We start from the raw sequence: 24,612 nt of genomic DNA, 5'->3' as shown, positions 1-24,612 counted from the left end.
GATGACAGACACGACGACACGGCGCGGCTACGAGGGCAACGGCGGTGGAAGCCTCCACGGGAAGGTGGTCGCCGTCGCCGGCGCGGCCGGACCCGCCGGTCAGGCCACGCTGCTGCGGCTCGCCGAGGAGGGCGCCACGGTCGTGGCCTGCGACGCGGACGCCGGGCGCCTGGCGCAGGCGGTGGACGCCGCGCGTTTCGCGCACGGCGGGGCCACCGTCACGGGCGACACCGTCGATCTGCTCGACCTGGAGGAGACCCGCGCCTGGGCCGCGAAGACGGAGAAGGAGTACGGCCGGGTCGACGGCCTGGTGCACCTGGTGGGCGGCTGGCGCGGTTCCGCCTCCTTCGCCGAGACCGATCTGGCGGACTGGGACACCCTGCACAACCTCCTCATCCGTACCCTCCAGCACACCTCCCTCGCCTTCGAGGGGCCGCTCAAGCGGGCCGGTGACGGACGGTTCCTCCTGGTCAGCGCGGTGGGCGCCAGCAAGCCGACGGCGGGCAACGCGGCCTACTCCGCGTCCAAGGCGGCGGCCGAGGCCTGGACGCTGGCGCTCGCCGACGCCTTCCGCAAGGCGGGGGGCGAGGGCCCGCCGCCGGCCGCCGCTGTCATCCTGGTGGTGAAGGCGCTGGTGCATGACCAGATGCGGGCCGACCGGCCGAATGCGAAGTTCGCGGGCTTCACGGACGTGGCGGACCTCGCCAAGGACATCGCCGGCACCTGGAACAAGCCCGCCGATGAGCTGAACGGAACCCGCCTGTGGCTGACGCCCGACCACTGAACCAGCCCGCCCGCTCGGCACCGGACCAGGCCACCGACGCCAGGCGCCGGCACGATCCCGAGGTGCGCGGTTTCGCCAGCGACAACTACGCGGGCGTGCACCCGGAGATCCTGGCGGCGCTGGCGCTGGCGAACGGCGGTCACCAGTCCGCCTACGGCGCCGATGTCTACACCGAGCACCTCCAGCAGGTCGTCCGCAGCCATTTCGGACGCCGTGCCGAGGCGTTCCCGGTCTTCAACGGCACCGGCGCCAACGTCGTCGCCCTCCAGGCGGTGACGGACCGGTGGGGCGCGGTGATCTGCGCCGACTCCGCGCACATCCACGTGGACGAGTGCGGCGCCCCCGAGCGGGTCGGCGGCCTCAAGCTGCTGACGGTGCCCACCGAGGACGGGAAGCTCACCCCGGAGCTGATCGACCGGGAGGCGTACGGCTGGGACGACGAGCACCGGGCCATGCCGCAGGTGGTATCCATAGCCCAGAACACCGAACTGGGCACGCTCTACACGGTGGAGGAGATACGCGCCCTGTGCGACCACGCGCACGAGCGCGGCATGCTCGTCCATCTCGACGGGGCGCGGATCGCCAACGCCGCCGCGGCGCTGGACGTGCCGATGCGTGCCTTCACCAACGCCGCGGGGGTGGACATCCTCTCGTTCGGCGGCACGAAGAACGGCATGCTCTTCGGCGAGGCCGTGATCGTCCTGAACCCCGGCGCGGTCCGCCATATGAAGCACCTGCGGAAGCTGTCGATGCAGCTGGCCTCGAAGATGCGCTTCATCTCGGTGCAGTTGGAGGCGCTGCTGGCCGGTGATCTGTGGCTGCGCAACGCCCGGCACTCCAATGCGATGGCGCAGCGGCTGGCCGAGGGCGTCCGCGAGGTGCCGGGGGTGGAGATCCTCCACCCGGTCCAGGCCAACGCCGTCTTCGCCCGTCTCCCGCACGACGTGAGCGAGCGTCTCCAGAAGCGGTACCGCTTCTACTTCTGGGACGAGGCGGCGGGGGACGTGCGGTGGATGTGCTCCTTCGACACCACCGAGCAGGATGTCGACGGTTTCCTCGCGGCGCTGCGGGAGGAGATGGCCCGCTGAGGTACTGAATAAGTATGCAGTTCGCCGTAAGTCCATTGAAATACGGCGGACTGCTTCGTACGCTGACGCGGCATGATGCTCACACCGGTCACCGCTGACGAGTCCGCGTTCCTGGCGTCGGACGACGCCGTCGACCACACCCATCCGCTCGTCCGCGAGACGGCCTCCCGGCTGCTGGCCGGTGCTGGCGGCGATCTGGCCGCCTTCGCGCGCGCCGCTTACGAGTACGTCCGTGACACCATTCCGCACTCCGCCGACGTGGACGACTGGCGGCTGCCCTGGCGGGCCTCCGATGTACTCGCGCAGGGGATCGGCATCTGCCACACCAAATCCCACGCCCTGGTCGCCCTGTTGCGGGCCGAGGGGGTGCCGGCCGGGTTCTGCTACCAGAAACTCGACGTCCTCCACGGGCTGATCGCCCTGCGTCTGCCCGGCTCCCGGCGCTGGGTGCGGCAGGACGCGCGGGGCAACAAGTCCCGGGGTCGACGCGGCGTTCAGTCTGGACCGGGAGCAACTCGCCTACACCGCGTGGCCGGAGAAGGGGGAGTGCGACTACCCCGTGCTCTACGCGGCACCGCACCCGGTGGTGCTGCGTGCGCTGCGCGGTGCGACCGACCGCGTACGGCTGTGGCAATCGCTGGACACGGCGTTGTGACGTGCCCGCCGGGGGGGCGCCGGCTGCGCGGTGCCCCTCGGCCGTGGCGTGATTCGTACGGTCCGCCGGCGGTCCGGTGTTTGAAGTGGACACGTGTGTGAAACAGTCCCGTTATATAGGTGGCCGATACACGTGACCTTTGGTGAAGTTTTTACTACGGGGGGTTGTTGTCCGTCGGCCACGCACACCGAAGGTCTGGAGCCGGAGGAACCAACATGTGCGGAATCACCGGGTGGGTCTCCTACGACAGGAATCTGGTGTCCGAACGGACGGCCGTCGAGGCCATGACGGAGACCATGTCCTGCCGCGGCCCGGACGACGCGGGCACCTGGATCGACGGGCCCGCCGCACTCGGGCACCGCAGGCTCGCCATCATCGACCTGCCCGGTGGAAGGCAGCCGATGTCCGTCGAGACACCCGACGGAACCGTCGCCATGGTCTACTCGGGGGAGACCTACAACTACACCGAACTGCGCCGCGAACTGACCGGCCGCGGGCACCGGTTCACCACCGACTCGGACACCGAGGTGGTGCTCCGCGCCTATCTCGAATGGGGCCCCGCGCTCGCCGAACGGCTCAACGGCATGTACGCCTTCGCCATCTGGGACGGCCGCTCGCAGCAACTGGTCATGATCCGCGACCGGATGGGCATCAAGCCGTTCTACTACGCCGAGACCTCCGACGGCGTTCTGTTCGGCTCCGAGCCGAAGGCCATCCTCGCCAACCCGCTGGCCCGCCGCGAGGTGACCCTCGACGGGCTGCGTGAGCTGTTCGCCCTCATCAAGACGCCCGGCCACGCCGTGTGGGAAGGCATGCGCGAGGTCGAGCCCGGCACCGTGGTGACGGTCGGCCGCAACGGTCTGCGCACCCACGTCTACTGGGAGCTGGAGACCCGGCCGCACACCGACGGCAAGGACGAGACGATCGCCCACGTGCGCGAGCTGATGGACGACATCGTGCGCCGCCAGCTCGTCTCCGACGTACCGCGCTGCACCCTGCTCTCCGGCGGTCTCGACTCCTCCGCCATGACGGCCCTCGCGGCGCGTCAGCTGCGCGAGTCCACCGGCGAGACCGTCCGCAGCTTCGCCGTCGACTTCGTCGGACAGACGGAGAACTTCGTGCCCGACGAGCTGCGCGGCACCCCGGACACCCCGTTCGTGCACGACGTGGCCCGCGAATCGGCCACCGAGCACCAGGACATCGTCCTCAGCTCCGACGAACTGGCCGACCCCGAGGTGCGCTCCCGCGTCATCCGGGCCAGGGACATCCCCATGGGACTCGGCGACATGGACGCCTCCCTCTACCTGCTCTTCAAAGCCATCCGGCAGCACTCGACGGTCGCGCTGTCCGGCGAGTCGGCCGACGAGGTCTTCGGCGGCTACAAGCAGTTCTTCGACGAGGAGGCGCGCAAGGGCGGCACCTTCCCCTGGCTCGTCCAGTTCTCCAACACCTTCGGGGAGGACGACAGCATCCTCTCCAACTCCGTCACCCGGGCCCTCGACCTGCCCGGTTACATACGGGACAACTACGCCTCGGCCGTCTCCCAGGTGCAGCGCCTGGAGGGCGAGAGCGACTTCGAGTACCGGATGCGGGTCATCTGCCACCTGCACCTGACCCGGTTCGTCCGCGTCCTGCTGGACCGCAAGGACCGCGCCTCCATGGCCGTCGGTCTGGAGGTGCGGGTGCCGTTCTGCGACCACCGGCTGGTCGAGTACGTCTACAACACGCCCTGGTCGCTCAAGTCGTTCGACGGGCGTGAGAAGAGCCTGCTGCGGGAGGCGACCGCCGACGTGCTGCCCCGCTCCGTCTACGAACGCGTCAAGAGCCCCTACCCCTCCACCCAGGACCCGAAGTACCACACGAAACTCCAGGAGAACGTCAGGGACCTGCTGGCCAAGCCCTCGCACCAGGTCTTCGACCTGGTGAACAGGGACTGGCTGGAGCGCGCGGTCAAGGTCGACACCCCGCAGATCGCTCAGGCGGGGCGGCGCGGGCTCGAACGCGCTCTGGACCTGGCGCTGTGGATGGACATGTACTCCCCCAGCATTACACTCTCTTGACCTGATCAAGACGAGCCCGTGGGGGATGGATGGGGACCCGTCAGGAGTCGGCGTTCGAGATGGTGCTGGCGCTGCACCGGCTGCTGCGCTCACTGCGCAGGGCGAGCCCCACGGGAGGGCTGCAGCCCACCCAGCTGATCGTCCTGTCCCTGCTGACGGAGGCCGGGCCCAGCCGTGTCGGCGTCATCGCCGAGCGGGTCCCCTGTTCCCAGCCGACGGCCACCACGGCCGTCGCCGGGCTGGAGAAGCTGGGCCTCGTACGCCGTGAAGCCGATCCCACCGACGCCCGCGCCACCCATGTGGCGGTGACGGAGGCGGGGGAGCGCGCGCTGCGCGGCGTGGCCTACGGGGAGACGGAGGCGCTCCTCGACCGCCTCGGCCGGCTCACCGAGGAGGAGGCCGACCAGGTGCTGGGCTCCGCGGCCCTGCTCCGGCGGCTGGCGGATTCCGGACGCTGACGGGGCCGCTGTCCTGGTGGGGACAGCGGCCCCGCACTTCCGGTCGCCCGGCTCTTCGGCGGAGGGTGGGGGTGGGGCGACGGCAGAGACCGAGGCCCGCCCCGCCCCGCCGCTACAGCGCCTGGGCCTGCGCCGGGCTGGGGGCCGTGCCGCCCAGGTGGGCGGGCTGCCACCAGGCGTCGGCGGGGTTCTTCGGGACGGCGGGGTAGGCCCGCTGGGCGGCCTCCAGCAGTTCGTGCACCCGCTCGCGCAGCCGGTCGGTGATGCTCGGCGCGGATTCGTCGGGTCCGGCGCTCACCGGGGCGCCCACCCGGATGGTGATGGGCAGGTGGTTGCGGCCGAAGTCGCGCTTGTGGCCCTTGGTCCACAGCCGCTGGGTCCCCCACAGGGCCATGGGCACCAGCGGGACGCGGGCCTCCTGGGCCAGCCGGGCGGCGCCCGACTTGAACTCCTTGAGGGTGAAGGACGGCGAGATGGTCGCCTCGGGGAAGACGCCGATGACCTCGCCGGCGCGCAGGGCGTCCAGGGCGTGCGCGTAGGCCCCCTCGCCCCGCGCGCGGTCCACCGGGATGTGCTTCATGGCGCGCATCAGCGGGCCGGAGACCTTGTGCCGGAAGACGGAGTCCTTGGCCATGAAGCGCACCAGCCGCTTGGCGGGACGGGCGGCCAGGCCGGTGAAGATGAAGTCCAGGTAGCTGATGTGGTTGCTCACCAGCACCGCGCCGCCGCGAGCCGGCACGTGTTCGGTGCCGCGCACGTCGAAGCGCAGGTCGAGAGCCTTGAACCAGGTGCGGGCCGCTGCGATCACCGGGGGGTAGAGGAGATCGGCCATGTCGGGGGACCCTTCGTCTCGGGATGCCTGCAAGCGGTCTCCAGCAGGCCTGGCGGGATGGAACCTACGGCTCCGTACTTACGGGTGCGTAACTTCCGGCTGCGGCAGATCGTTCCCCAAAGCCTCGCTCCTGGCTACCCTCACGGCACACTTGTCCCTGAGTACGTGGGAATGGAGGCATTCGTGACAGAGGGTGCGGAAGACGGGCGGACGGTGCGGGGCGCGGAGCGGGTGAGCGCCGCGGCGCTCGGTGTCCGGCGGCTGGGGGAGCGGGCCACGCTGGTGCAGTTCTCCAGCGCGTTCTGCCAGCCCTGCCGTGCGACCCGCCGCACGCTCGCCCAGGTGGCCGCGATGGTCGGGGGAGTGGCACACCTGGAGATCGACGCCGAGGAGCACCTGGAACTGGTGCGGGAGCTGAGGATCACCGGAACCCCCACGGTACTGGTCCTGGACCGGGACGGGCGCATCGTCAAGCGGGCCACGGGGCAGCCGCGCAAGGCCGACGTCATCGCCGCGCTGGGCGCCGCGATCGGCTGAACGCCCCTGGCGCCAGGGCGTCGTTCGCCCTGCGGGCGTGATCCAGATCCCGCTCCACGAGGCTCGCTTCGGGCCGTGTGGCGTGATGGAGTTGGGGCATCACTCTCCCCGTTGGCAACGTCACAGTTCGCCGGTCTTGAGAACGGGGAACGTGCTGGATGTACTGACGAGTAATATTGTGGACGGACCGCCGGTCCCCACAGGGGCCGGAACCGTGAGTCGAAGCAGTAGGAGAGCCGGCGTGAGCTTGAGGATCGTTGTCTGTGTGAAGTACGTGCCCGACGCCACCGGTGACCGGCACTTCGCGGAGGACCTGACCACCGATCGCGAGTCGGTCGACGGCCTGCTCTCCGAGCTGGACGAGTACGCGGTCGAACAGGCGCTCCAGATCGCGGACGAAGCCGACGACGCGGAGATCACCGTGCTGACCGTCGGCCCCGAGGACGCCAAGGACGCCCTGCGCAAGGCGCTGTCCATGGGCGCCGACAAGGCCGTGCACGTGGAGGACGACGACCTGCACGGCACCGACGCGCTGGGTACCTCCTACGTCCTGGCCAAGGCCATCGAGAAGACCGGCTACGACCTGGTCGTCTGCGGTATGGCCTCCACCGACGGCACCATGGGCGTGCTGCCGGCCATGCTCGCCGAGCGGCTGGGCGTGCCGCAGGTGACGCTGCTGTCCGAGGTCTCGGTCGCGGACGGCCAGGTGACCGGCCGCCGGGACGGCGACGCCGCCACCGAGCAGCTTCAGGCCCAGCTCCCGGCCGTCGTCTCCGTCACCGACCAGTCGGGCGAGGCCCGCTACCCCTCCTTCAAGGGGATCATGGCGGCCAAGAAGAAGCCCGTCGAGTCGCTGGACCTCGACGACCTCGACATCGACGCCGACGAGGTCGGCCTGGAAGGTGCCTGGACCCGGGTCGCCGACGTGGCCGAGCGCCCGGCCCGCACCGCCGGCACCGTCGTCAAGGACGAGGGCGAGGGCGGCAAGCAGCTCGCCGAGTACCTCGCGAGCCAGAAGTTCATCTGAGCGGCGGCTCCCTTCCCTCACCTTCCCCTCGAACTCGCGCAGGAGCATTCCCATGGCTGAAGTCCTTGTCTACGTCGACCACGTCGACGGCGCCGTCCGCAAGCCCACCCTCGAACTGCTGACCCTCGCCCGCCGCCTCGGCGACCCGGTCGCCGTGCACCTGGGCCCGAACGCGGAGGAGGCCGCCAAGACGCTCGGCGAGTACGGCGCCGTCCGCGTCCTGGCCGCCGACGCCCCCGAGTTCGCCGACTACCTCGTCGTGCCCAAGGTGGACGCCCTCCAGGCCGCGTACGAGGCCGTCTCGCCCGCCGCCGTACTGGTGCCCTCCTCCGCGGAGGGCAAGGAGATCGCGGCCCGCCTCGCGGTGCGCATCGGCTCCGGCATCATCACCGACGCGGTGGACCTGGAGTCCGGTGACGAGGGCCCGGTGACCACGCAGTCGGTCTTCGCCGCCGCGTTCACCACCAAGTCCCGCGTCACCAAGGGCACCCCCGTCATCACCGTCAAGCCCAACTCGGCGACGCCGGAGGCCGCTGCCGCCGCCGGTACGGTCGAGGAGCTGTCGGTGAGCTTCGGCGAGGCCGCCACCGGCACCAAGGTCACCTCGCGCACCCCGCGCGAGTCCACCGGCCGCCCGGAGCTGACCGAGGCCGCGATCGTGGTCTCCGGTGGCCGCGGCGTCAACGGGGCGGAGAACTTCCACCTGATCGAGGGGCTGGCGGACTCGCTGGGCGCCGCGGTGGGTGCCTCGCGCGCCGCCGTGGACGCCGGCTGGTACCCGCACTCCCACCAGGTGGGCCAGACGGGCAAGACCGTCTCGCCCCAGCTCTACATCGCCACCGGCATCTCCGGCGCCATCCAGCACCGGGCCGGCATGCAGACCTCCAAGACGATCGTGGCCATCAACAAGGACGCCGAGGCCCCGATCTTCGAGCTGGTGGACTACGGCATCGTCGGCGACCTCTTCGAGGTCGTCCCGCAGCTGACCGAGGAGATCAAGGCCCGCAAGGGCTGACGGCTCTCCCGCACGCCTGGGGCCCCGCACCGGATCGCGGTGCGGGGCCCCCGTGCGTGCCGCGCGGCTCCCTCGGTCAGAAGGAGAAGACGGCGCTGCCCTCCGTGTCCTTCGCGCAGGCGTTGGCGAAGGTCCGCGTGTGGTCCACGCGCTCGCCCTGCCACACGCCCTGCGCGGTGACCGTCACCGGCCGCCACTCCCGTGTGCAGATCCGCCCCTGCTCGCCTGCCAGGGCGTCGAAGTCCCCGTTCGCGGCGCGCAGTTGGGCGCAGGCCTCGCGGGCCGCCGGGTGCGTGCCGGACGCGGTGGGTGTACAGCTGAGTGTGACGGCGCGCCGCGGTGCGGCGGTGGCGTCCTCCCCGTCGGTGACGGTGAGCACCAGGGCCGAGGGGGCGTACAGGGACTCGGCCCGGGCGGGTGCGGCCTGGGCGGGCGCCGCGGTGAGGGCGAGAAGTGCTGCGGACCCTGTCACAGCGGCCACCAGGGTGAGGGCGGCGCTCCAGGGCGCGGTCTTCCGCATTGTGTGCTTCCTTCCGCTTCGAGGTAAGTGTCGGATCGACGTCCCGGAGTCTGCCGACAACGCAGGGTGAAAAGCACATCGGCGGCGCGTGTTTCGGTAACGTTTCGCGTTGAATCAGTGGCGCAAAGTGACGGCTGAGGCAGGGAGTGTCCTGCGGCAACACCCCGCCGTTCGCCGTCTGTTCAGCTCGGCTGGCCGGATCTCGCCCACCCACGACGACCAAAACTCGCACCCGCGTCCGCACCCGCCCGGCCGTCGCCCGGCTCCCGCTTCCGAGTGGCGGCCGGACCGCGGGGCGCTTACAGATGGTGTCGTGGCCGGACGGAGGGCCGGGCATCCGGCGCCGCGCGCACCGGGTGCGGGATCCGCCGTGCGGCCGGTACGGGCGTCCGGGGACCCGGCGGGCAGGTGCTGCCGCAGGTGTCTTCCCGGAGCCCGCCGCAGCGTCATCCGGTTCCGGTTCCGGACGGTCTTCCGGGCTCCGGTTCCCGAAAGGAGCATCGATGTCGCCGATCCTGACGGTCGCACTGAAGCGTGCCGGCCGCCTGCTGCGGGAGCTGGCCCATGGTGTCCACACCATGCACGCCGTCATGCACGGCGTCCGCCCGCCCGCCCCGCCGTACCCGCCGGCCGGATCCCGCCGGGCTCCCCAGGGGGAGCCGCACAGCCGGCCGGCCGGGACGCGGGCGGCCGTCTCCGCGAGCGCGGCGACCGACGGGTGGGATACCGGCGACGGGGCCCCGACACGCTGGTGAGCCGCCGCCTGCTCCGGCCGGCCCCGCGACGGCGCGGCGGGTGCGGTATCCGGCGCCGTCCTCCTCCCCCGGGGGCCGGTGCGGGCCGGCCGGCAGTGCCCTCCCCGTCGTGCGGCGCGCCCCCGCGTGTGCCCTCCGGGCGGCGGTGCTCAGGCCTGTGACCTCTTGACCCCCGCTTCCGCGCGCCATTAGCGTCGCGGCACCGGCTTCAACGTTTTGTTGAGGCCGGCTCGTCGCGTGGAGAGGGAGCGTAGATGTCGCAGGGTGGCACGGTGCGGACCAGCTTGGACGCCGGCGTGGTCGCGGAGGTGACCGGGGCACTGGCACCGGTGGACGCCGAACTCGCGCGCCGGTACCCGGGGGACCCGGGGACACGGCAGCCGGTGCACACCGTCTATGTGCCCGCCGACGCCGTCACCGCCGACACCGTACGGGAGTGGGGCGAGGCCGCCCTCGCACTGCTGGACGAGCACGCCCCCGACGCCGCCGCGCTCGCCGGCGTCCTCGGCCTGGACGAGGAGCTGGCCGGCCCCGTCCACGACCGGATACGCGAGAAGCTGCGCCGCGAACCCGTGGAGGACCTGCGCATCGACTTCGAGGACGGCTACGGGGCGCGGCCCGACGCCGAGGAGGACGCCGCGGCCGTCCGCGCCGCCCAGCTGGTCGCCGACGCCTTCGCCGAGGGGACCGAAGGGCCCGTACCCGCCTACGCCGGCATCCGGATGAAGTGCATGGAGGCGGCCGTCCGCGACCGCGGCATCCGCACCCTCGACCTCTTCCTCACCGGACTGATGGAGGCCGGCGGGCTCCCCGGCGGACTGGTGCTGACGCTGCCCAAGGTGACCTACCCCGAGCAGGTCACCGCGATGGCCCGGCTGTGCGCGGAGTTCGAGAAGGCACGCGGCCTGCCCGAGGGCCGGATCGGCTTCGAGTTGCAGATCGAGACGACGCAGTCGATCCTGGGCGCCGACGGCCGGGCCACCGTCGCCCGGATGATCGACGCCGCCGAGGGCCGGGCCACCTCGCTGCACTACGGCACCTTCGACTACAGCGCCTCCTGCGGGGTGTCGGCCGCCTACCAGGCGATGGACCACCCGGCCGCCGACCACGCCAAGGCCGTCATGCAGGTCGCCGCCGCCGGCACCGGCGTCCGGCTCTCGGACGGCTCCACCAACATCCTGCCCGTCGGCGACCGGGCGCAGGTCCACGACGCCTGGCGCACCCACCACGGGCTGGTCCGCCGCTCCCTGGCCCGCGCCTACTACCAGGGCTGGGACATGCACCCGGGCCACCTGCCCACCCGCTACGCCGCCGTCTTCGCCTTCTACCGCGAGGGCATGAAGCGGGCCGGCGAGCGGCTCGCCGCCTACGTCTCGCAGACCGGCGGCGACGTGATGGACGAGCCCGCGACCGCCCGCGCGCTCAGCGGCTATCTGCTGCGCGGTCTGGACTGCGGCGCCGTCGATGCCGCCGAGGCCAAGGAGGTCTCCGGCCTCGACCGCGGCGAGCTGGAGCGGCTCGCCGGCCGCTGAGGCACCGGTCCCCGGGCGACCGCCCTGGTCTCGCGCGGTCGCCCGGCCTTCTCCTGGCCCGGTCCGCCCGGCCGTACCGTCTCGGGTCAGTTCCCCGCCGCCGCCCGCAGCAGACGGAGCTGGCCGAACTCGGCGACGTTCTTCATCAGTTCGGCGTTCGCCCACGCCACCATGTGGGCGACGGTGTGCTCGGGATCGTTGTCCCACGGGAACGGCGCGGTCGCCTCCCACTCCGCCTCCGACAGGCCCTCCAGCGCGGACAGCCACTCGGTGCGCAGCCCCCGCAGCCACGCGGCCGTGGCCGTCTCGTCCCCGGGGAAGACGACCTCGGAGCGGTCCCGGGGCGGCCGGCCCCGCAGATGGTCGAGGGTGACGCTCCACCACCAGCCCAGGTGCCAGCTCACCCAGCCCATCGTGGGCACGGGCACCGGATCGGGCTCGGTCTCGGCGAAGTCGGGCACCCAGGTGCCGTCGGGGCCGGGCCGCACCGTCCAGCAGTACGGGCCCGGCTCCCACAGCAGGTCCCCGGGCGCCAGCCGCTCCAGATGGTGCTCGAACAGCGACCAGGTCAGGTCGAACTGCGTGCGCAGCAGATCATGTCGCAAGGTGTGCATCGCCGCAGCCTGCCGGTCCTGCCGGGCCGGTGGCCACCGGATATCCGGCTCATGCCGCCGCGCCGCTCAGCAGCGCCCCGGCGTCCGGCACCACGGGGGCCAGTCCCAGCTCGGTCAGCATCCGGTGCGCGGTCGCCGTCGCCGCCGTCAGGACGGGCAGCCCGGAGGCGTCCTCCACGTCCTGGACGGCCGGCAGCGACGGCATCTGCACGCACGCCGAGAGCACGATGGCCTGCGCGTCGCGCAGCGCCAGGCGCCGCCAGTGCCGCCGCAGGTCGTCGGGGTCCAGCCGGGCGACGGCCAGATTGTCCGGCACCTCCAGGCTCAGCGCGTCCACCACCGTGACGCCCGCCTCCTCCAGATAGCGCACCACCGTCGCCGTCAACGGCCTGGTGTACGGCGTGATCAGCGCGACCCGTTCGACGCCGAGCGCCGCGATCCCGCTCAGCAGCGCGCCCGCGCTGGAGACCACCGGGGCCCGGCAGCCGCCGGCCGCCAGCCCCGTGCGCATCTCCTCCTCGGCGGTGCGGTGGTGCCCCGGGCCCTGCGCCATGATCGCCACCAGACAGGCGGAGACCACCACGTCCGGCCGGGCGTCGGCCAGCTCCAGGCACGCCCGCTCCGTCTGCGCGTTCATACCGCGCAGTTCCTCGGGCGTGACCTGCCGCATCCGGGTGCGGCTGCTGTGGAAGCAGAACCCCTCTCCGGGCACCGCCTCCTGGCGGGCGCGCATCATCCGCGGCAGCTCCGTCTCCATCGTCAGATTGGAACTGGGCACGATCAAACCGATGTGGTGGTCCGTCATGGTTCCTCCCGGCAGGGGGCCGGCGCGCGGGGCGGGCCCGGTCGGATGGCTAGTCGTCGCCGCTCAGCCGCTCCCAGGAGTCGGCGAGGGCGGTCAGCTCCCGCAGGAGCCGCTCCCGGCCGGCGGGGTCGTACTGGGCGAGCAGCCGCTCGTCCAGCTCCCGCGCCCGGCCGTTGGCCTCACTCAGGGCACGTTCGCCCTCCGGCGTGAGGTACAGCAGCTTGCGGCGGCCGTCCGCCGCCGCCGTTCTGCGCTCCAGCAGCCCGCGCTGCTCCAGCCGTCGCGCCAGGTCCGCCATGGTGGAGGTGTCCAGCGCGACGGCGGAGGCCATCGAACTCTGGTCGCTGCCCGGGTTCGCGTGCACGGTCGTCAGCACGGCGAACTGCGGGCCGGTCAGTGTCTGGTCGACGGCGCGCACCCACGCCGCCAGATACGCCTGGTAGAGCCGCCGCACCTGATAGCCGGGAGCGGCCGTGAGCACGGTCGGCGCGGCGGGCGAGGAGGCGGTCGCAGGGGAATCGTCCACAGGGGTCTTGTCAGCCATAGGGCCACTTAAGCACGGCAGTTGAGGGCTCCCGGCGAGGCGGGGTGGCACTTGCGCCGCCTCAGCCCGGCAGCCTGCGCAGCACCTCGCGCAACAGCCCGAGGGCGGTGCGCGGGGCGTCCCAGAAGACCATGTGCCCCGCCCCGGGCACCGCTTCGAGCCGCGCCGCAGGCAGCGTCCGGGCGGCCTCCGCGGCGCCCGCCCGCGTCACCACGGGACTCTCGGCGCCGTACAGCAGTACCGTCGGGACGGTCAGCTTCGGCCACACGTCGAAGAAGTCGTCCGAGGCGAAGCCCTCGTGGGTCTCCCGGATCGCGGCCTCCCCGCAACTGGCCAGCCAGCGGGCCCGCAGGTCCTGTTCGCGGTGCGGCCAGCGCGGCCACCAGTGGGCGACCCGGGCGGCGTCGGTGCCCTGCCGCGCCTCGGCGAGCTGGTCGAGGAAGACGGCCAGCGGGGTCGGGTACGGCCCGCGCCCCGGCCCGCTCATCGGGGGGTCCACCAAGACGGTGCCGGCCACCTCCGCCCTACCGCGCAGGGCGGTCACCGCGGCGATACGCGCCCCCATGGAGTGCCCCAGCAGCAGGGGCCGTTCCAGGCCGAGGTCCCGGATGACGGCGTCGGTGTCCCGGGCGTACGCCTCCAGCGTGCAGGGGCCGTCACCGGACAGGCCGCGGCCCCGCACGTCCAGCACCAGGGGGCGCACCAGGTCCGTCAGCTCGCGGGCCACGAAGTCCATGGTGACCGCGGGGGAGGTGATGCCGGGCAGGACCAGCAGCGGCCGGCCGGTGCCGCCGTAGTCGAGGACGTGCAGGGGCACCCCGCCGCCGGCACCGTCGGCGGGAGCGGAGCGGACCCAGCGGCTGGTGGCGGGCAGTGCGGCGAGATCGGCGAGCGCGGCCGGGGTCAGGAAACGCGGTGGTGCGGGCGCGTGGGGCACGGCTCCTCCTGCGGTCGGTCGGTGCGGGGACGGTCGGGGTGGCGCAGATACGCGAGGGCGTCGTCCTGGCCGATGACATCGCCGTACTTGGCCTGGATGTCGAACAGCGCCGCGTCGTGCGGGCCCCTCGCCCGGTCGCCGACGCAGGCGCGGGGCACGAGCACGGGATAGCCGGACTGGACGGCGTCCACGGCCGTGGCCCGCACACAGCCGCTGGTGGTGGCGCCGCACACCAGCACGGTGTCGGCGCCCAGCGCGGTCAGCGAGGCGGCGAGGGAGGTGCCGAAGAAGGCGGAGGCGCCCTTCTTGACGATCAGCGGGTCCTCCGGGCGGGACGGCAGCCGGGGGTCGAGCCGTACCGCCTCGCTCCCCTCGGTCAGAGCCCGCATGCCCGGCGCCTTCTCCAGCCAGGTGACCGTATGGCCCTGAGCCTCCGCCGGGGTGTAGACGATGGCCGTCCAGATCACCGGAACCCGGGCCCGGTGTGCCGCCTCGACCAGCGCGCCGGTCGCCGTCACGACCGCCGTCAGGTCCGCTCCGGTCGGGAACGCCGGTTCGGTGAAGCCGCGGGTCAGATCGACGACGACCAGCGCGGGCCGGACGCCCCGGCGCACCGGGGCGCCGAACCCGGCGCGCGCGTAGGTCGCATCGGTCGTCGCGTCGGTGGTGGCGGCGGTGACATCGGTGGGGGAGTCGTGGGCGGTCACCGGCAGCACCTCGCCGCCCGCCGCTCACGGGTCAGGGTCCGGCCGAGCAGCCAGCCCTCGAACAGGCCGAAGGCGAAGGCGCCGACCAGGGGCGCGTACTTGGCCACCGCCGGGCCGGCCAGCAGCGACAGACCGTCCAGCGGGGCCGGCGCGGCCCCCGCCGGGTGCGCGGCCGGCGCCCGCACGGCGGCGGCAGCCGGCGGTGCCGGTCGTACGGCCGCCGCGGCTGCCCGGAGCGCGGTCGCCGCTGCCTGCGCGGTCGCCGTCCCGGCGTCCGGCGGTCCCTGCCCGGTACGGTCCTGGTCGAGCAGCGCACCGAGATTGCGGGCGAACTGGGCCAGCAGCCGGTCCGAGACCGCGGCGACCGCCCCTTTGCCGAACTGGGCGATCTTGCCGCGGATCAGCAGGTCCGTCTCCAGTCGCAGCTCGGCGCCGCCGTCCGCCGGCACCACGGCCAGCGCGACCTCCGCCTCCGCGTCCCCGCTGCCGTGTGTGTCCGCGCCCCGGGCCTGCACGCGCAGCGTCAGCGCCTCGGGATCGACCCGGACGAACCGCACCGTGCCCCGGTAGGAGGCGCTGACCGGGCCGACCTTCACCGTGACCCCGCCCAGCCAGGCATCGCCGTCGCGCCCCTCCAGCGCGGCGCCCGGCATGCAGGAGACGACCCGTTCGACATCGTTGACCAGCGAGAAGACCTCCTCGGGCGGGGCCTTCACCAGGACGGTGTTGCTCAGCTGCACGAATCCTCCTCGCTCGGTGTGGGGGTGGCCGCCCGGCGGCGGGCGGCACAGGCGTCGACCGCCTCGACGATCGTCTGGTAGCCGGTGCACCGGCACAGATTGGCCGCGACCACCTCGCGGATCTCCTCCTTGGTGGCGTCCGGGCGCTCGCTCAGCAAACCCTCCGCCAGCATCAGGAAGCCGGGGGTGCAGAACCCGCACTGGAGGGCGTGGTGCTCGGTGAACGCCTGCTGGAGGTCGCCCAGCTCGCGTCCGTCCGGGCCCTCGCCCAGCGCTTCGACCGTGCGGATCTCGCAGCCCTCGGCCTGCGCGGCGAACATCAGGCACGCGCGGGCCGGCGCCCCGTCCACCAGCACCGTGCAGGCGCCGCAGATGCCGTGTTCGCAGCCCACATGGGTGCCGGTGAGGCCCAGATCGTGCCGGAGCACGTCCACGAGGGTGCGCCGGGACTCGGCCAGCACCTCGCGCCGCTCGCCGTTGACCGTCAGACCCAGCAGCTGCTGCCCGGCCGGACGGTGGGTGGTCTCTGTCATGAGTGCTGCTCCAGGGCGTGTGCGATCGTCTGCGGGGTGACGGGGATGTCGTTCAGCTCCACACCTGTGGGGCGCAGGGCGTCGTTGACGGCGTTCAGCACGGCGGCGGGAGCACCGATGGTGCCGCCCTCGCCGGCGCCCTTGGCGCCCGTCTCGGTGAAGGCGCAGGGTGTCTCCAGATGCCGGACGGTGACGTCGGGGATCTCCAGCGCGGTGGGCACCTTGTAGTCCATGAAGCCGGTGGCGGACGGTTCGCCCTGCGCGTCGTAGGTGATCTCCTCGAAGAGGGCCCCGGCGATGCCCTGGGCGATCCCGCCCCGGCACTGTCCCTCCACCACCTGCGGGTTGACGGCCACCCCGCAGTCCTCCACGCACACGTACCGCAGGATCTCCACCTGCCCGGTGCCCTCGTGGAGCTCCACGACGACGCCGTGGGTGGCGTTGGAGAAGGTGCCGTCGCCCACTCCGTCGAACGACGCCGTGGCCGTCAGCCCCGGCTCCATCCCCTCCGGCAGCAGATGCGTGGCGAGATACGCGATACGGGCCAGCTCGGTGTGGCTCAGCTCGGCGGTGCCGTCGGCGCGGCGCACCGCGCCCGGTCCGAGCACCACCTCGTCGGGCGGGACGCCCCAGCGGGCCGCCGCCAGGTGCCGCAGTTTGCGGCCCAGTTCGGCCGCGGCCCGCCGTACCGCGCTGCCGCCCACCGCGATCGAGCGGCTGGCGAAGGTGCCCCAGCCGTAGGCGACGCGTTCGGTGTCGCCCTGGTGGAGGCGCACCTTCTCCAGTGGCAGCCCCAGTTCGTCGGCGGCGATCTGGGCCATCGTCGTCTCGTGGCTCTGCCCGTGGCTCATGGTGCCGCTCGTCACGGTCAGCGCCCCGCTGGTGTCCATCCGGACCTCGGCCAGGTCGAAGCCGGGGACGACCTCCATCTTCCGCTGTGCGAAGGCGGCCGAGCCGTATCCGGTGCGTTCGCTGAAGCAGGCGTAGCCGATGCCCAGGTGGCGTCCTTCGGCCGCGGCCGTGTCCCGCGCGGCGTACCAGCCCTCCTCGCGCAGCGTCCGCTCGCACAGGTCCAGCGACTCGCGGTAGGAGCCGGGATCGTAGGTGATGTTGTTGACGCCCGTGTACGGGAACTCGGTGATCAGATTGCGGCGGCGGATCTCGACCGGGTCCAGGCCCAGTTCCCGCGCCGCCCGCTCGAACAGCCGCTCCACCACGAGCACGAACTGCGGCCTGCTCACTCCCCGGTAGGGCGCGCTGGGCGCCTTGTTGGTGGTCACGGCCCGCGCCCTGGCCCGGTAGGCGGGCAGCCGGTAGACGCCGGGCATCTCGGCCGCCGCCATCAGCGGCTCGATGCCGGCGGTGAACGGGTAGCAGGAGTAGGCGCCCATGTCGCAGACGATGTCGGCGTCCAGCCCCAGCATCCGCCCCTCCGCGTCGAAGGCGGCCCGCACCCGGTAGTGCTGCTCGCGGGCCAGGAAGGACGCGGTCAGCGCCTCCTTGCGGTCCTCCGTCCACTTCACGGGACGGCCCAGCCGCAGTGCGGCGGCGGCCACCGCGATCTCCTCGCGGCCCACCACGCACTTGAGGCCGAAGCCGCCGCCCATGTCGGGCACCAGCACCCGCACCGCCCGCTCGTCCAGGCCCAGACAGCGGGCGGCGACGGTACGCACCTGGTGCGGCACCTGGGTGGAGGTGTGCAGCACCAACTGCCGGTCGCGGTCGTCCCAGGCGGCGACGGCGCCCCGGGTCTCCAGCGGCAGGGCGTTCTGCCGCCCGGTGCGCGTCTCGACGTCGACCACGCAGTGCGCCCGGTCGAAGACCGAGTCGATGCCCTCGGTGGCGAACATGGTGACGTCCAGCAGGGTGTTGGCCGCCGCCGCGTCGTGCACGAGGGGAGCGCCCGGGGCCAGCGCCTGGGTGTCGCGGGTGACGGCGGGCCGTGTGTCGTGGACGACTTTCGCGGCCTCCGTCCCGTCCTCCGCCGCGTACGGGTCGCGGGCCACGACCACGGCCAGCGGCTCACCGGCGAACCGCACCCGGTCGCGGGCCAGCACGGGCATGGCGGTGGGCACGAACTCCCCGGCGGGCCGGTCGAGGCGGGCCGTGATGTCGCCCAGTCCCAGATCGGCGGCGTCGAAGGCGGCCACCACACCGGGCACCTCGCGGACCGCCGACAGGTCGAGCGAGACGACCGAGCCGGAGGCGACCGTGGAGCGTACGAAGTGGGCGTACAGCATCCCGGGGAGGTGCACGTCGTCGGTGAACCGGCCCCGCCCGGTAAGCAGCCGCGGGTCCTCCTGGCGCCGCACCGAGGTGCCCACCAGCCGCCCGGTCCCGCCGGGCCGCCCGCTCACCGGGCCACCGCCTGGCGGACGGCCCGCTCCACCAGCGTGCGGGCCAGGCCGCGCCGGTACTCCGCGTCGGCCGGCGGATCGACCGCTCCGGCCGCGGCCCGGGCCACCGCGGAGGCCAGCTCGGGCCCGGCGGTGCCGCCCCGCGCCAGCACCGCCTCGGCCGCGGGGACGCGCACCGGAGTCGCGGCCACACCGCCCAGCGCCACCCGGCCGCCGCGCACGGTGTGGCCGTCCCCGGCCACGTCCAGGTCCACTGCGGCGGAGACGGTGGCGAAGTCGCCGTGGCGCGGGGCGAATTCGGTGAGGGCCGCGCGGGGCGCCGGGCGGGGGAAGACCACTTCGGTGAGCAGTTCGTCGGGTCCGAGCGCGGTCGTGTAGTGGCCGTGGAAGAAGTCGCCGGCCTCGATGTGCCGTACGCCGGCGGGCCCCTGGGCGACGATCACGGCGTCGAGGAGCACCGCGAGCAGGCACCATTCCGCCGTGGCGTCGGCGTGTGCCAGGCTGCCGCCGACGGTGCCGCGAGTGCGGATCGGCAGATGCCCGACCCAGCGCATCGCGTCGCGGAGCACGGTGAAACCGGGCGCGAGCACCGCGTCGGGTGCCGTCTCCACCGCGTGGTGCGTGGTGAGTGCCCCGATGTGCAGGGCGCCGTCCTCGCCGGTGCGCAGCCCGCGCAGCGTGGTGAGGCGGCCGATGTCGATGAGGTGGCCGGGACGGGCGAGCCGGTAGTTCATCATCGCGACCAGGCTCTGGCCGCCGGCCAGGACACGGGGGTCGCCGCCGTCGTCCGTGAGCCGGGACAGCAGCCGGGTGGCGTCGTCGATGTCGCGTGCGCGGTGGTAGGTGAAGGGCGCGGGCTTCAAGGGACCGGGCCTCCTTCCGGGCGGGCCGGGGTGGGGTGATCGGGCCGGGAGCGGTGACCGGATGTCAGCGCGGTACGGGGGGTACGGGCGCACCGTCCGCCGCGGCGCGGGAACCCTCGGACCGGGGCGGCGGGGACCCGGTGACCGTGTCCAGTTCGCGGCCCCGGGTCTCGGGAGCGGCGAGGGCCATCCACAGCACTGCCGCGAGGACGACCACGCCGAGCACGGCGAAGGTCAACGGCAGCCCCAGCAGCGGCCACATCAGCGAACCGAACAGCATCGGCGCGAACCCGGTGCTGACCCGGCTGACCGACGACGCCCAGCCGAAACCGCTGGCCCGCAGAGTGGTCGGGTACAGCTCGGAGACGTACGCGTACAGCGCGGGGATGGCCAGCTGGATGAGGAAGCCGAAGACCGCGATGCCCACCAGTGCGGCCGTCCGCACCTGGAGCACCAGCGCGAAGACCACCAGGGCGGCCGTGGCCACCGGGGCGGAGAAGCCGATGAGGCGTTTGCGGCCCACCACGTCGACCAGCCAGGTGGAGGCCACCACACCGGCGATGCCCACGGCGCTCATCAGCGTCGTACCGGTGAACGAGGCGGTCTCCCCGTAGCCCTCCTCCTTGAGGATGGAGGGCATCCACGTCAGCGCCGCGTAGTAGACGAGCATGATCGTCACGAACAGCAGCCAGGCGACGGAGGTGATGCGCGCGCTGTGCCCCCACAGCCGCCGGAACTGGTCGACGCCCGCGCGCATTCCGCCCGGGCCCGGGTCGGGCTCCGGCGCGGGGATGACGTACGGCCGGGGTGTGGCGCCGGTGCGGGCCACCAGATCGTCGATGACCGCGCGGGCCTCGGCCTCCCGGCCCCGCCGCGTCAGATAGACGGGGGACTCGGGCACGCCGCGCCGTACCCAGAACAGCAGCAGCGCCGGCAGCACCATGGTGGCCAGCATCCAGCGCCAGTTGCCGGCCAGCGGGATCAGCGCCGTGGAGACCAGCCCGCACAGGGTGACCCCGATCGGCCACCACAGATCGAGCGCGGTCAGGATGCGGCCCCGGTGCTTCTTCGGCGAGAACTCGCTGACCAGCGCGTAGTCCACCGGGATGCAGCCGCCCAGCCCGACACCGGCCAGGAAGCGGAAGACCAGGAAGACCCCGTAGGTGGGGGAGAGGGCGCCGAGCACGGAGAAGGCCGCGAAGACGAGCAGGGTCGCGCTGAACGCCTTCTTGCGGCCCACGCGGTCCGCGACGGCACCCCATACGACCGCTCCCACGGCCATGCCGACGAGATTGGCCGTGGCCACCAGGCCGCGGGCGCCCATACCGAGGGAGAAGTGGGCGCCCAGCAGCGGCATCAGGAAGCCGTTGAGCGCGATGTCCCACGCGTCGAAGAGGTAGCCGAGGCCGCCGATGACGAAGATCCTGCCCTGCACGCCCCATCTGAAGGGGAGGTCCTGCACTATCCGGTCGCCTGTCTGCACGCCCGCTCCAAGGGTCGGCTCAGTGGGGGAACTGGTACGAGAAGGCGGTGGCGTCCGCGTCCCGCAGCGGGGTGCCGGACCACAGCCAGTCGTAGGAGAGGTCGGACTCCCCGGTGAAGCCGCGCCGCAGTTTCCGGTCGCGTTCCTCCTGCTCGGGGCCGTCGGGGTGGTGGTAGAAGGTCTTGTTGCGCAGCGAGGCGTCCTGCACCATCCCGGCGTGGGTGGCCCGCCGGTCGACGTAGCGGCGCAGCCCCTCCTCGATACGGTCCACGGTGACGGTGCCCAGCTCCTCGGCGAGCACGGCCGCGTCCTCCATGGCCTGCGAGGCGCCCTGCGCCTGGTAGGGCAGCATCGCGTGGCAGGCGTCCCCGAGCAGGACGATGCGGCCGTGCTGCCACACCGGGTCCCGGCGCCGGTAGTAGAGGGCGAAGCACGAGACGGCGTCGTCCCCGGCGTCCTTGGCCTTCGACAGCATCGCCGGGACCCGGTCGTCCCACCCGGGGTAGGCGTCGGCCAGTTCCCCGGCGGAGGCGGGCACCGTCCACTTCTCGGCGACCTCGTCGGTGCACGGGACGATGGCCACCACGTTGAGGAACTCCCCGCCCCTGATCATGTAGTGCACCAGGTGCCGGTCGGGGCCGTACCAGATCGTGGACTGGAAGCGGTCCACCAGCCAGCGGGTGGCCGGATCGGCGGCGATGGACGCTCCGGGGATCAGCGCCCGGTAGCACATCTCGCCGGAGAACTCCAAGGTGTCCTCGGCGCCGATCAGTTCGCGCACCCGGGAGCGGATGCCGTCGGCGCCGACCACCACGTCACCGGGGTGACGGCGGCCGTCGTCGGTGACGGCGACGGGCCGCGCGGGATCGTCCGTCTCCAGCGCCACGACGCGGCTGCTGGTGCGCACCTCCACCAGGGGGCCGGGGCCGGCCGGATCGGTGCAGGCGTCCAGCAGGACGCGGTGCAGATCGGCGCGGTGGTAGTGCCAGTAGGGCGCGTTGTACTCGGCCTTGCAGCGCTCTCCCAGCGGGGTCAGCCCGATGACGCTGCCGTCCTTCCAGCGGCGCCGCACCTGGTCGAGCGGTTCGGTGTGGATGGCCTCCAGCCGGCTGCGCAGCCCCAGGCCCAGCAGCAGCCGGCTGGCGTTGGGCGCGGTCTGGATGCCGGCGCCCACCTCGCCGAGCCGGGCGGCCTGTTCCAGCACGGTGACCCGGATGCCGCGTTGTCGCAGGGCCAGCGCTGCGGTGAGGCCGCCGAGACCTCCGCCGACGATGACGGCTCGGAACGACTGACTGGGCGCCACGGTGCTCCACCTCCGGACGGGTTCGCGGGATCGAGGGGATGGCCGACGGCCGTCGGCCTGCGGTCGTCCGCTCAGCGTTCGACCAGCTCTCCGCCGGTGACGACCTCGGTGCCGTCCACCGAGACGGTGCAGCCGCGCATCGCGATGTCGAGGTGGGCGTAGGACTCCCGGCCGAGCACCGGGTGGGGGCCGGTGGACCACAGGAAGTTGCCGGCGAAGGCCCGCGCGTCCATGCCCATCAGATCGCCCTTGCCGTACATGGCGGTGGCGAACCAGTCGGCCGAGCGCATCAGCCCCCAGCCCATGTGGGACAGATGGCGGCCCCACTCGTCGTCCGCGTCCGCGAAGAAGGTCTCCAGCAGCCGCGCTTCGGCGCCGCCCTCCGCCTTCTCGATCCGGCCGCCCGCGATGTGCAGGGTGACGGGCGATTGCACGTACTCCTTGAACGGCAGCAGGATGTCGCCCTCCGCCAGCACGATCCGCCCGTCGGACAGTTCGGGCCAGCACAGCACCATCGTGCTGGGCCAGTGGTCCCAGCGCCCGGGGTCGTCGGCGAAGCCCGTCTGGAACTCGGGCCGGGAGCCGGCCAGTTGGACGGTCAGGTCCGTGCCCACCGCGGAGGTGACGCGCATGGTCCGTGACGACTTGAGCAACTCCACGCCGCGCAGCACCCGTTGCTTGTCGCCCTCGTCCGGCAGGTTGCGGACGAGCACGTCCGGCGCGTCGCAGACGAAGAGGATCCGGGTCCCGGCGCGCAGGATCTCCTGCTGTACGGGCGCGTGGATGAAGCCCTCCTGGGTGAGGTCCACCACGAGGTCAGCGGATTTGAGCAGGTCCTGGGCCGTGGTGTCGGCCAGCACCGAGCGCAGCCCCGGGCCGGCGCCGGTGTGGGTGCTGGGCAGCGGCGCCGGACTGCCGCCGGGCACGGTGGCGGCGATGACGTGCGCGCCCAGCGCCTTGGCGGCGCCGAACGCGGCGGCCACGTAGTCGCCGCGGCTGGCCGGCTCGGACAGCACGACGACGTGCTCGCCTTCGGTGACCTTGCACAGCCGCAGCTCGCGGGTGAAGGCGTCCAGCAGATCGACGGAGGAGAAATCGAACATGGGGTACCTCCCTGGGGTGTCTTCGGGCAGGTGTGGGTGCGGACAGCGCGCGGGGGCCCGGGCGACGGCGACGGGCCGGCCGGAAGGGCGGAGGAGGGGAAGCGGGGCCGGGCCCGGGCAGGGCTGGGAGAGCCCTGGACAACGGCCGAGGCGTACAGAAGAGGCGTACGGAAAGCGGGCAAACGCGTACGGAACAGTCCGGGAAGACGAACGGAGGGGGTGGGAGTGGGTCGACTCGGGTGCCGGGGTGTGGGGACGAAGCGTGCACAGGCGGACGACGAGCGGGGTGTGCAGCCGGTCATCACGTCCGCACGCGGCGATGACCAGCGCCTCTTCCGGTCGGGAGCGCTGCCGACAGAGATAATCCGAACACGTACTAACTCGCCTTGGCAAGAGGTGTGCACACGCCCGCGACAGCTGGGTACCGGGCAGGGCGGAGGTGGACCATGGACGACGACCGCGCCGAGATCCTCTTCATCGGCAACGCCACCCTGCTCATCCGCTACGGCGAGCTCACCCTGCTGACCGACCCCAACTTCCTGCACCAGGGCCAACACGCCCACCTCGGCTACGGGCTGGTGTCCCGGCGGCTGACCGAACCCGCCGTCGGCATCGAGGACCTGCCGCCCGACCTGGACGCCGTGCTCCTCTCCCACCTGCACGGCGACCACTGGGACCGGGTCGCCCGCCGCGGACTCGACCGGTCCCTCCCCGTCCTGACCACCCCACACGCCGCCCGCTTCCTCCAAGGCGTCCAGGGCTTCCGCCGGGCGATGGGACTGCGCACCTGGGAGAGCCACACACTGGTGCGCGGAGACAGCCGGGTGAAGGTCACAGCCCTGCCCGCACGGCACGCCTTCGGCCCGCTGGAGAGGCTGCTGCCCCCGGTGATGGGCAGCCTGCTGGAGTGCGGGCCCGCCGGCGGGCCGGTACGGCTGCGGATCTACCTCAGCGGCGACACCCTCGTCTTCGAGGGGCTGCGCGAGATCGGCGCCCGCTGCCCCGACCTCGGTCTGGCAGTCCTCCACCTGGGCGGCACCACCCTGCCCGGCGGCAAGGTCGTCACCATGGACGGACGGCAGGGCGCCGCACTGGCACAGCTCCTGCGGCCCCGCCTGGTGCTCCCGGTGCACTACGACGACTACACCGTCTTCGCCTCCCCGCTCGAGGACTTCCTCACCGAGATGCGGACGTGCGGCATGGCCGACCGGCTCGTCGACTGTCCGCGCGGCGCCCGCGTCACCGTGAGCGCGGCTGCCGAGGTCAGCACCGTCGGACCGGTCCGCGTCCCCGTGCCCTGACGGCGCCGTCCGGCGAGGGACCGGGCCGCCGTTGCCGGTTGGGGGGACCCATCCCCGCG

At 72.8% G+C, this 24,612-nt stretch carries 24 protein-coding genes and 1 pseudogene; 11 read left to right on the top strand and 14 right to left on the bottom strand.

The features are described 5' to 3' along the window. Position 1: 1 nt before the first annotated feature. From IO40_RS0113125 to IO40_RS0113105, 5 genes and pseudogenes are all read left to right on the top strand, one after another. Positions 2-784, top strand: coding sequence for an SDR family NAD(P)-dependent oxidoreductase (locus tag IO40_RS0113125; RefSeq protein ID WP_030408754.1), 783 nt, complete (start codon positions 2-4; stop codon positions 782-784). After that, positions 763-1,872: a threonine aldolase family protein gene (locus IO40_RS0113120; protein WP_016467415.1), complete on the top strand. Its 1,110-nt coding sequence runs from the start codon at positions 763-765 to the stop codon at positions 1,870-1,872. The genes IO40_RS0113125 and IO40_RS0113120 overlap by 22 nt, the downstream gene beginning before the upstream one ends. A 72-nt stretch (positions 1,873-1,944) precedes the next feature. Beyond that, positions 1,945-2,527 (top strand): annotated as a pseudogene (locus tag IO40_RS33525) (transglutaminase-like domain-containing protein). A 215-nt stretch (positions 2,528-2,742) separates the two neighbouring features. Next, positions 2,743-4,587 carry an asparagine synthase (glutamine-hydrolyzing) gene (asnB, locus tag IO40_RS0113110; protein ID WP_016467414.1) on the top strand — a complete coding sequence of 615 codons (1,845 nt, stop codon included), beginning with the start codon at positions 2,743-2,745 and terminating at the stop codon, positions 4,585-4,587. A 29-nt stretch (positions 4,588-4,616) separates the two neighbouring features. After that, complete coding sequence (locus IO40_RS0113105; protein WP_016467413.1) at positions 4,617-5,045, top strand: MarR family winged helix-turn-helix transcriptional regulator; 429 nt, start codon at positions 4,617-4,619, stop codon at positions 5,043-5,045. Between the two features lie 112 nt (positions 5,046-5,157). Here IO40_RS0113105 and IO40_RS0113100 read toward each other — a convergent pair whose 3' ends face one another. Continuing rightward, positions 5,158-5,877, bottom strand: a complete 720-nt coding sequence (locus IO40_RS0113100; protein ID WP_016467412.1) for a lysophospholipid acyltransferase family protein — start codon at positions 5,875-5,877, stop codon at positions 5,158-5,160. Positions 5,878-6,048: 171 nt separating this feature from the next. On the opposite strand from IO40_RS0113100, the gene IO40_RS0113095 reads away from it, so the two are divergent. From IO40_RS0113095 to IO40_RS0113085, 3 genes are all read left to right on the top strand, one after another. Further along, complete coding sequence (locus IO40_RS0113095; protein WP_031175452.1) at positions 6,049-6,414, top strand: TlpA family protein disulfide reductase; 366 nt, start codon at positions 6,049-6,051, stop codon at positions 6,412-6,414. 241 nt (positions 6,415-6,655) lie between these two features. Continuing rightward, positions 6,656-7,441: an electron transfer flavoprotein subunit beta/FixA family protein gene (locus IO40_RS0113090; RefSeq protein WP_016467410.1), complete on the top strand. Its 786-nt coding sequence runs from the start codon at positions 6,656-6,658 to the stop codon at positions 7,439-7,441. Positions 7,442-7,493: 52 nt separating this feature from the next. Then, positions 7,494-8,456, top strand: coding sequence for an electron transfer flavoprotein subunit alpha/FixB family protein (locus IO40_RS0113085; RefSeq protein WP_016467409.1), 963 nt, complete (start codon positions 7,494-7,496; stop codon positions 8,454-8,456). Positions 8,457-8,532: 76 nt separating this feature from the next. On the opposite strand, the gene IO40_RS0113080 is transcribed toward IO40_RS0113085, so the two are convergent. After that, positions 8,533-8,976: a subtilase-type protease inhibitor gene (locus tag IO40_RS0113080; protein ID WP_016467408.1), complete on the bottom strand. Its 444-nt coding sequence runs from the start codon at positions 8,974-8,976 to the stop codon at positions 8,533-8,535. A 503-nt stretch (positions 8,977-9,479) separates the two neighbouring features. Here IO40_RS0113080 and IO40_RS0113075 point away from each other — a divergent pair. Continuing rightward, entirely contained in the window at positions 9,480-9,731 is a 252-nt protein-coding gene (locus IO40_RS0113075) for a hypothetical protein (RefSeq protein WP_016467407.1), read from the top strand. A 254-nt stretch (positions 9,732-9,985) separates the two neighbouring features. Then, positions 9,986-11,263 carry a DUF6986 family protein gene (locus tag IO40_RS0113070; RefSeq protein ID WP_016467406.1) on the top strand — a complete coding sequence of 426 codons (1,278 nt, stop codon included), beginning with the start codon at positions 9,986-9,988 and terminating at the stop codon, positions 11,261-11,263. An 86-nt stretch (positions 11,264-11,349) separates the two neighbouring features. Here IO40_RS0113070 and IO40_RS0113065 read toward each other — a convergent pair whose 3' ends face one another. From IO40_RS0113065 to IO40_RS0113010, 12 genes are all read right to left on the bottom strand, one after another. Next, positions 11,350-11,877, bottom strand: coding sequence for a DinB family protein (locus IO40_RS0113065; RefSeq protein WP_016467405.1), 528 nt, complete (start codon positions 11,875-11,877; stop codon positions 11,350-11,352). Between the two features lie 49 nt (positions 11,878-11,926). Further along, entirely contained in the window at positions 11,927-12,682 is a 756-nt protein-coding gene (locus IO40_RS0113060) for a maleate cis-trans isomerase family protein (protein WP_016467404.1), read from the bottom strand. A 49-nt stretch (positions 12,683-12,731) separates the two neighbouring features. Then, the gene (locus tag IO40_RS0113055; RefSeq protein ID WP_016467403.1) at positions 12,732-13,226 is read right to left on the bottom strand and encodes a MarR family winged helix-turn-helix transcriptional regulator; all 495 of its coding nucleotides are present in this window, start codon (positions 13,224-13,226) and stop codon (positions 12,732-12,734) included. A 61-nt stretch (positions 13,227-13,287) separates the two neighbouring features. Next, positions 13,288-14,163: an alpha/beta fold hydrolase gene (locus IO40_RS0113050; RefSeq protein WP_016467402.1), complete on the bottom strand. Its 876-nt coding sequence runs from the start codon at positions 14,161-14,163 to the stop codon at positions 13,288-13,290. Beyond that, positions 14,130-14,870, bottom strand: coding sequence for an isochorismatase family protein (locus IO40_RS0113045; RefSeq protein ID WP_016467401.1), 741 nt, complete (start codon positions 14,868-14,870; stop codon positions 14,130-14,132). Before IO40_RS0113045 ends, IO40_RS0113050 begins: the two co-directional genes overlap by 34 nt. Beyond that, entirely contained in the window at positions 14,867-15,610 is a 744-nt protein-coding gene (locus tag IO40_RS0113040; protein WP_031175451.1) for an SRPBCC family protein, read from the bottom strand. Before IO40_RS0113040 ends, IO40_RS0113045 begins: the two co-directional genes overlap by 4 nt. Beyond that, positions 15,601-16,143, bottom strand: coding sequence for a (2Fe-2S)-binding protein (locus tag IO40_RS0113035; protein WP_031175450.1), 543 nt, complete (start codon positions 16,141-16,143; stop codon positions 15,601-15,603). Before IO40_RS0113035 ends, IO40_RS0113040 begins: the two co-directional genes overlap by 10 nt. Beyond that, positions 16,140-18,500 (bottom strand): xanthine dehydrogenase family protein molybdopterin-binding subunit, encoded by a 2,361-nt coding sequence (locus IO40_RS0113030; RefSeq protein ID WP_016467398.1) that lies wholly within the window; start codon positions 18,498-18,500, stop codon positions 16,140-16,142. The genes IO40_RS0113035 and IO40_RS0113030 overlap by 4 nt, the downstream gene beginning before the upstream one ends. Beyond that, on the bottom strand, positions 18,497-19,363 hold the full coding sequence (locus IO40_RS0113025) for an FAD binding domain-containing protein (protein WP_016467397.1): 867 nt from the start codon (positions 19,361-19,363) through the stop codon (positions 18,497-18,499). Before IO40_RS0113025 ends, IO40_RS0113030 begins: the two co-directional genes overlap by 4 nt. 64 nt (positions 19,364-19,427) lie before the next feature. Next, complete coding sequence (locus tag IO40_RS0113020; protein ID WP_016467396.1) at positions 19,428-20,846, bottom strand: MFS transporter; 1,419 nt, start codon at positions 20,844-20,846, stop codon at positions 19,428-19,430. Positions 20,847-20,865: 19 nt separating this feature from the next. Then, on the bottom strand, positions 20,866-22,149 hold the full coding sequence (locus IO40_RS0113015; RefSeq protein ID WP_016467395.1) for an FAD-dependent monooxygenase: 1,284 nt from the start codon (positions 22,147-22,149) through the stop codon (positions 20,866-20,868). 71 nt (positions 22,150-22,220) lie between these two features. Next, positions 22,221-23,252: a 2,5-dihydroxypyridine 5,6-dioxygenase NicX family protein gene (locus IO40_RS0113010; protein WP_016467394.1), complete on the bottom strand. Its 1,032-nt coding sequence runs from the start codon at positions 23,250-23,252 to the stop codon at positions 22,221-22,223. A gap of 446 nt (positions 23,253-23,698) precedes the next feature. On the opposite strand from IO40_RS0113010, the gene IO40_RS0113005 reads away from it, so the two are divergent. Next, positions 23,699-24,553 carry an MBL fold metallo-hydrolase gene (locus tag IO40_RS0113005; protein ID WP_016467393.1) on the top strand — a complete coding sequence of 285 codons (855 nt, stop codon included), beginning with the start codon at positions 23,699-23,701 and terminating at the stop codon, positions 24,551-24,553. The last annotated feature ends 59 nt before the right edge of the window (positions 24,554-24,612 follow it).

Source organism: Streptomyces albus subsp. albus, assembly GCF_000725885.1.
GTDB lineage: Bacteria > Actinomycetota > Actinomycetes > Streptomycetales > Streptomycetaceae > Streptomyces > Streptomyces albus.
Note: the sequence above shows the minus strand (reverse complement) of the source record. Positions and strands in the feature narration are given on the sequence as shown.

Coding starts and splice junctions, on each gene's coding strand:
- IO40_RS0113065 (WP_016467405.1), bottom strand. CDS start 11,877: ATGCACACCTTGCGACATGATCTGCTGCGCACGCAGTTCGACCTGACC.
- IO40_RS0113085 (WP_016467409.1), top strand. CDS start 7,494: ATGGCTGAAGTCCTTGTCTACGTCGACCACGTCGACGGCGCCGTCCGC.
- IO40_RS0113070 (WP_016467406.1), top strand. CDS start 9,986: ATGTCGCAGGGTGGCACGGTGCGGACCAGCTTGGACGCCGGCGTGGTC.
- IO40_RS0113060 (WP_016467404.1), bottom strand. CDS start 12,682: ATGACGGACCACCACATCGGTTTGATCGTGCCCAGTTCCAATCTGACG.
- asnB (WP_016467414.1), top strand. CDS start 2,743: ATGTGCGGAATCACCGGGTGGGTCTCCTACGACAGGAATCTGGTGTCC.
- IO40_RS0113125 (WP_030408754.1), top strand. CDS start 2: ATGACAGACACGACGACACGGCGCGGCTACGAGGGCAACGGCGGTGGA.
- IO40_RS0113075 (WP_016467407.1), top strand. CDS start 9,480: ATGTCGCCGATCCTGACGGTCGCACTGAAGCGTGCCGGCCGCCTGCTG.
- IO40_RS0113105 (WP_016467413.1), top strand. CDS start 4,617: ATGGGGACCCGTCAGGAGTCGGCGTTCGAGATGGTGCTGGCGCTGCAC.
- IO40_RS0113005 (WP_016467393.1), top strand. CDS start 23,699: ATGGACGACGACCGCGCCGAGATCCTCTTCATCGGCAACGCCACCCTG.
- IO40_RS0113080 (WP_016467408.1), bottom strand. CDS start 8,976: ATGCGGAAGACCGCGCCCTGGAGCGCCGCCCTCACCCTGGTGGCCGCT.
- IO40_RS0113055 (WP_016467403.1), bottom strand. CDS start 13,226: ATGGCTGACAAGACCCCTGTGGACGATTCCCCTGCGACCGCCTCCTCG.
- IO40_RS0113100 (WP_016467412.1), bottom strand. CDS start 5,877: ATGGCCGATCTCCTCTACCCCCCGGTGATCGCAGCGGCCCGCACCTGG.
- IO40_RS0113095 (WP_031175452.1), top strand. CDS start 6,049: ATGGAGGCATTCGTGACAGAGGGTGCGGAAGACGGGCGGACGGTGCGG.
- IO40_RS0113035 (WP_031175450.1), bottom strand. CDS start 16,143: ATGACAGAGACCACCCACCGTCCGGCCGGGCAGCAGCTGCTGGGTCTG.
- IO40_RS0113010 (WP_016467394.1), bottom strand. CDS start 23,252: ATGTTCGATTTCTCCTCCGTCGATCTGCTGGACGCCTTCACCCGCGAG.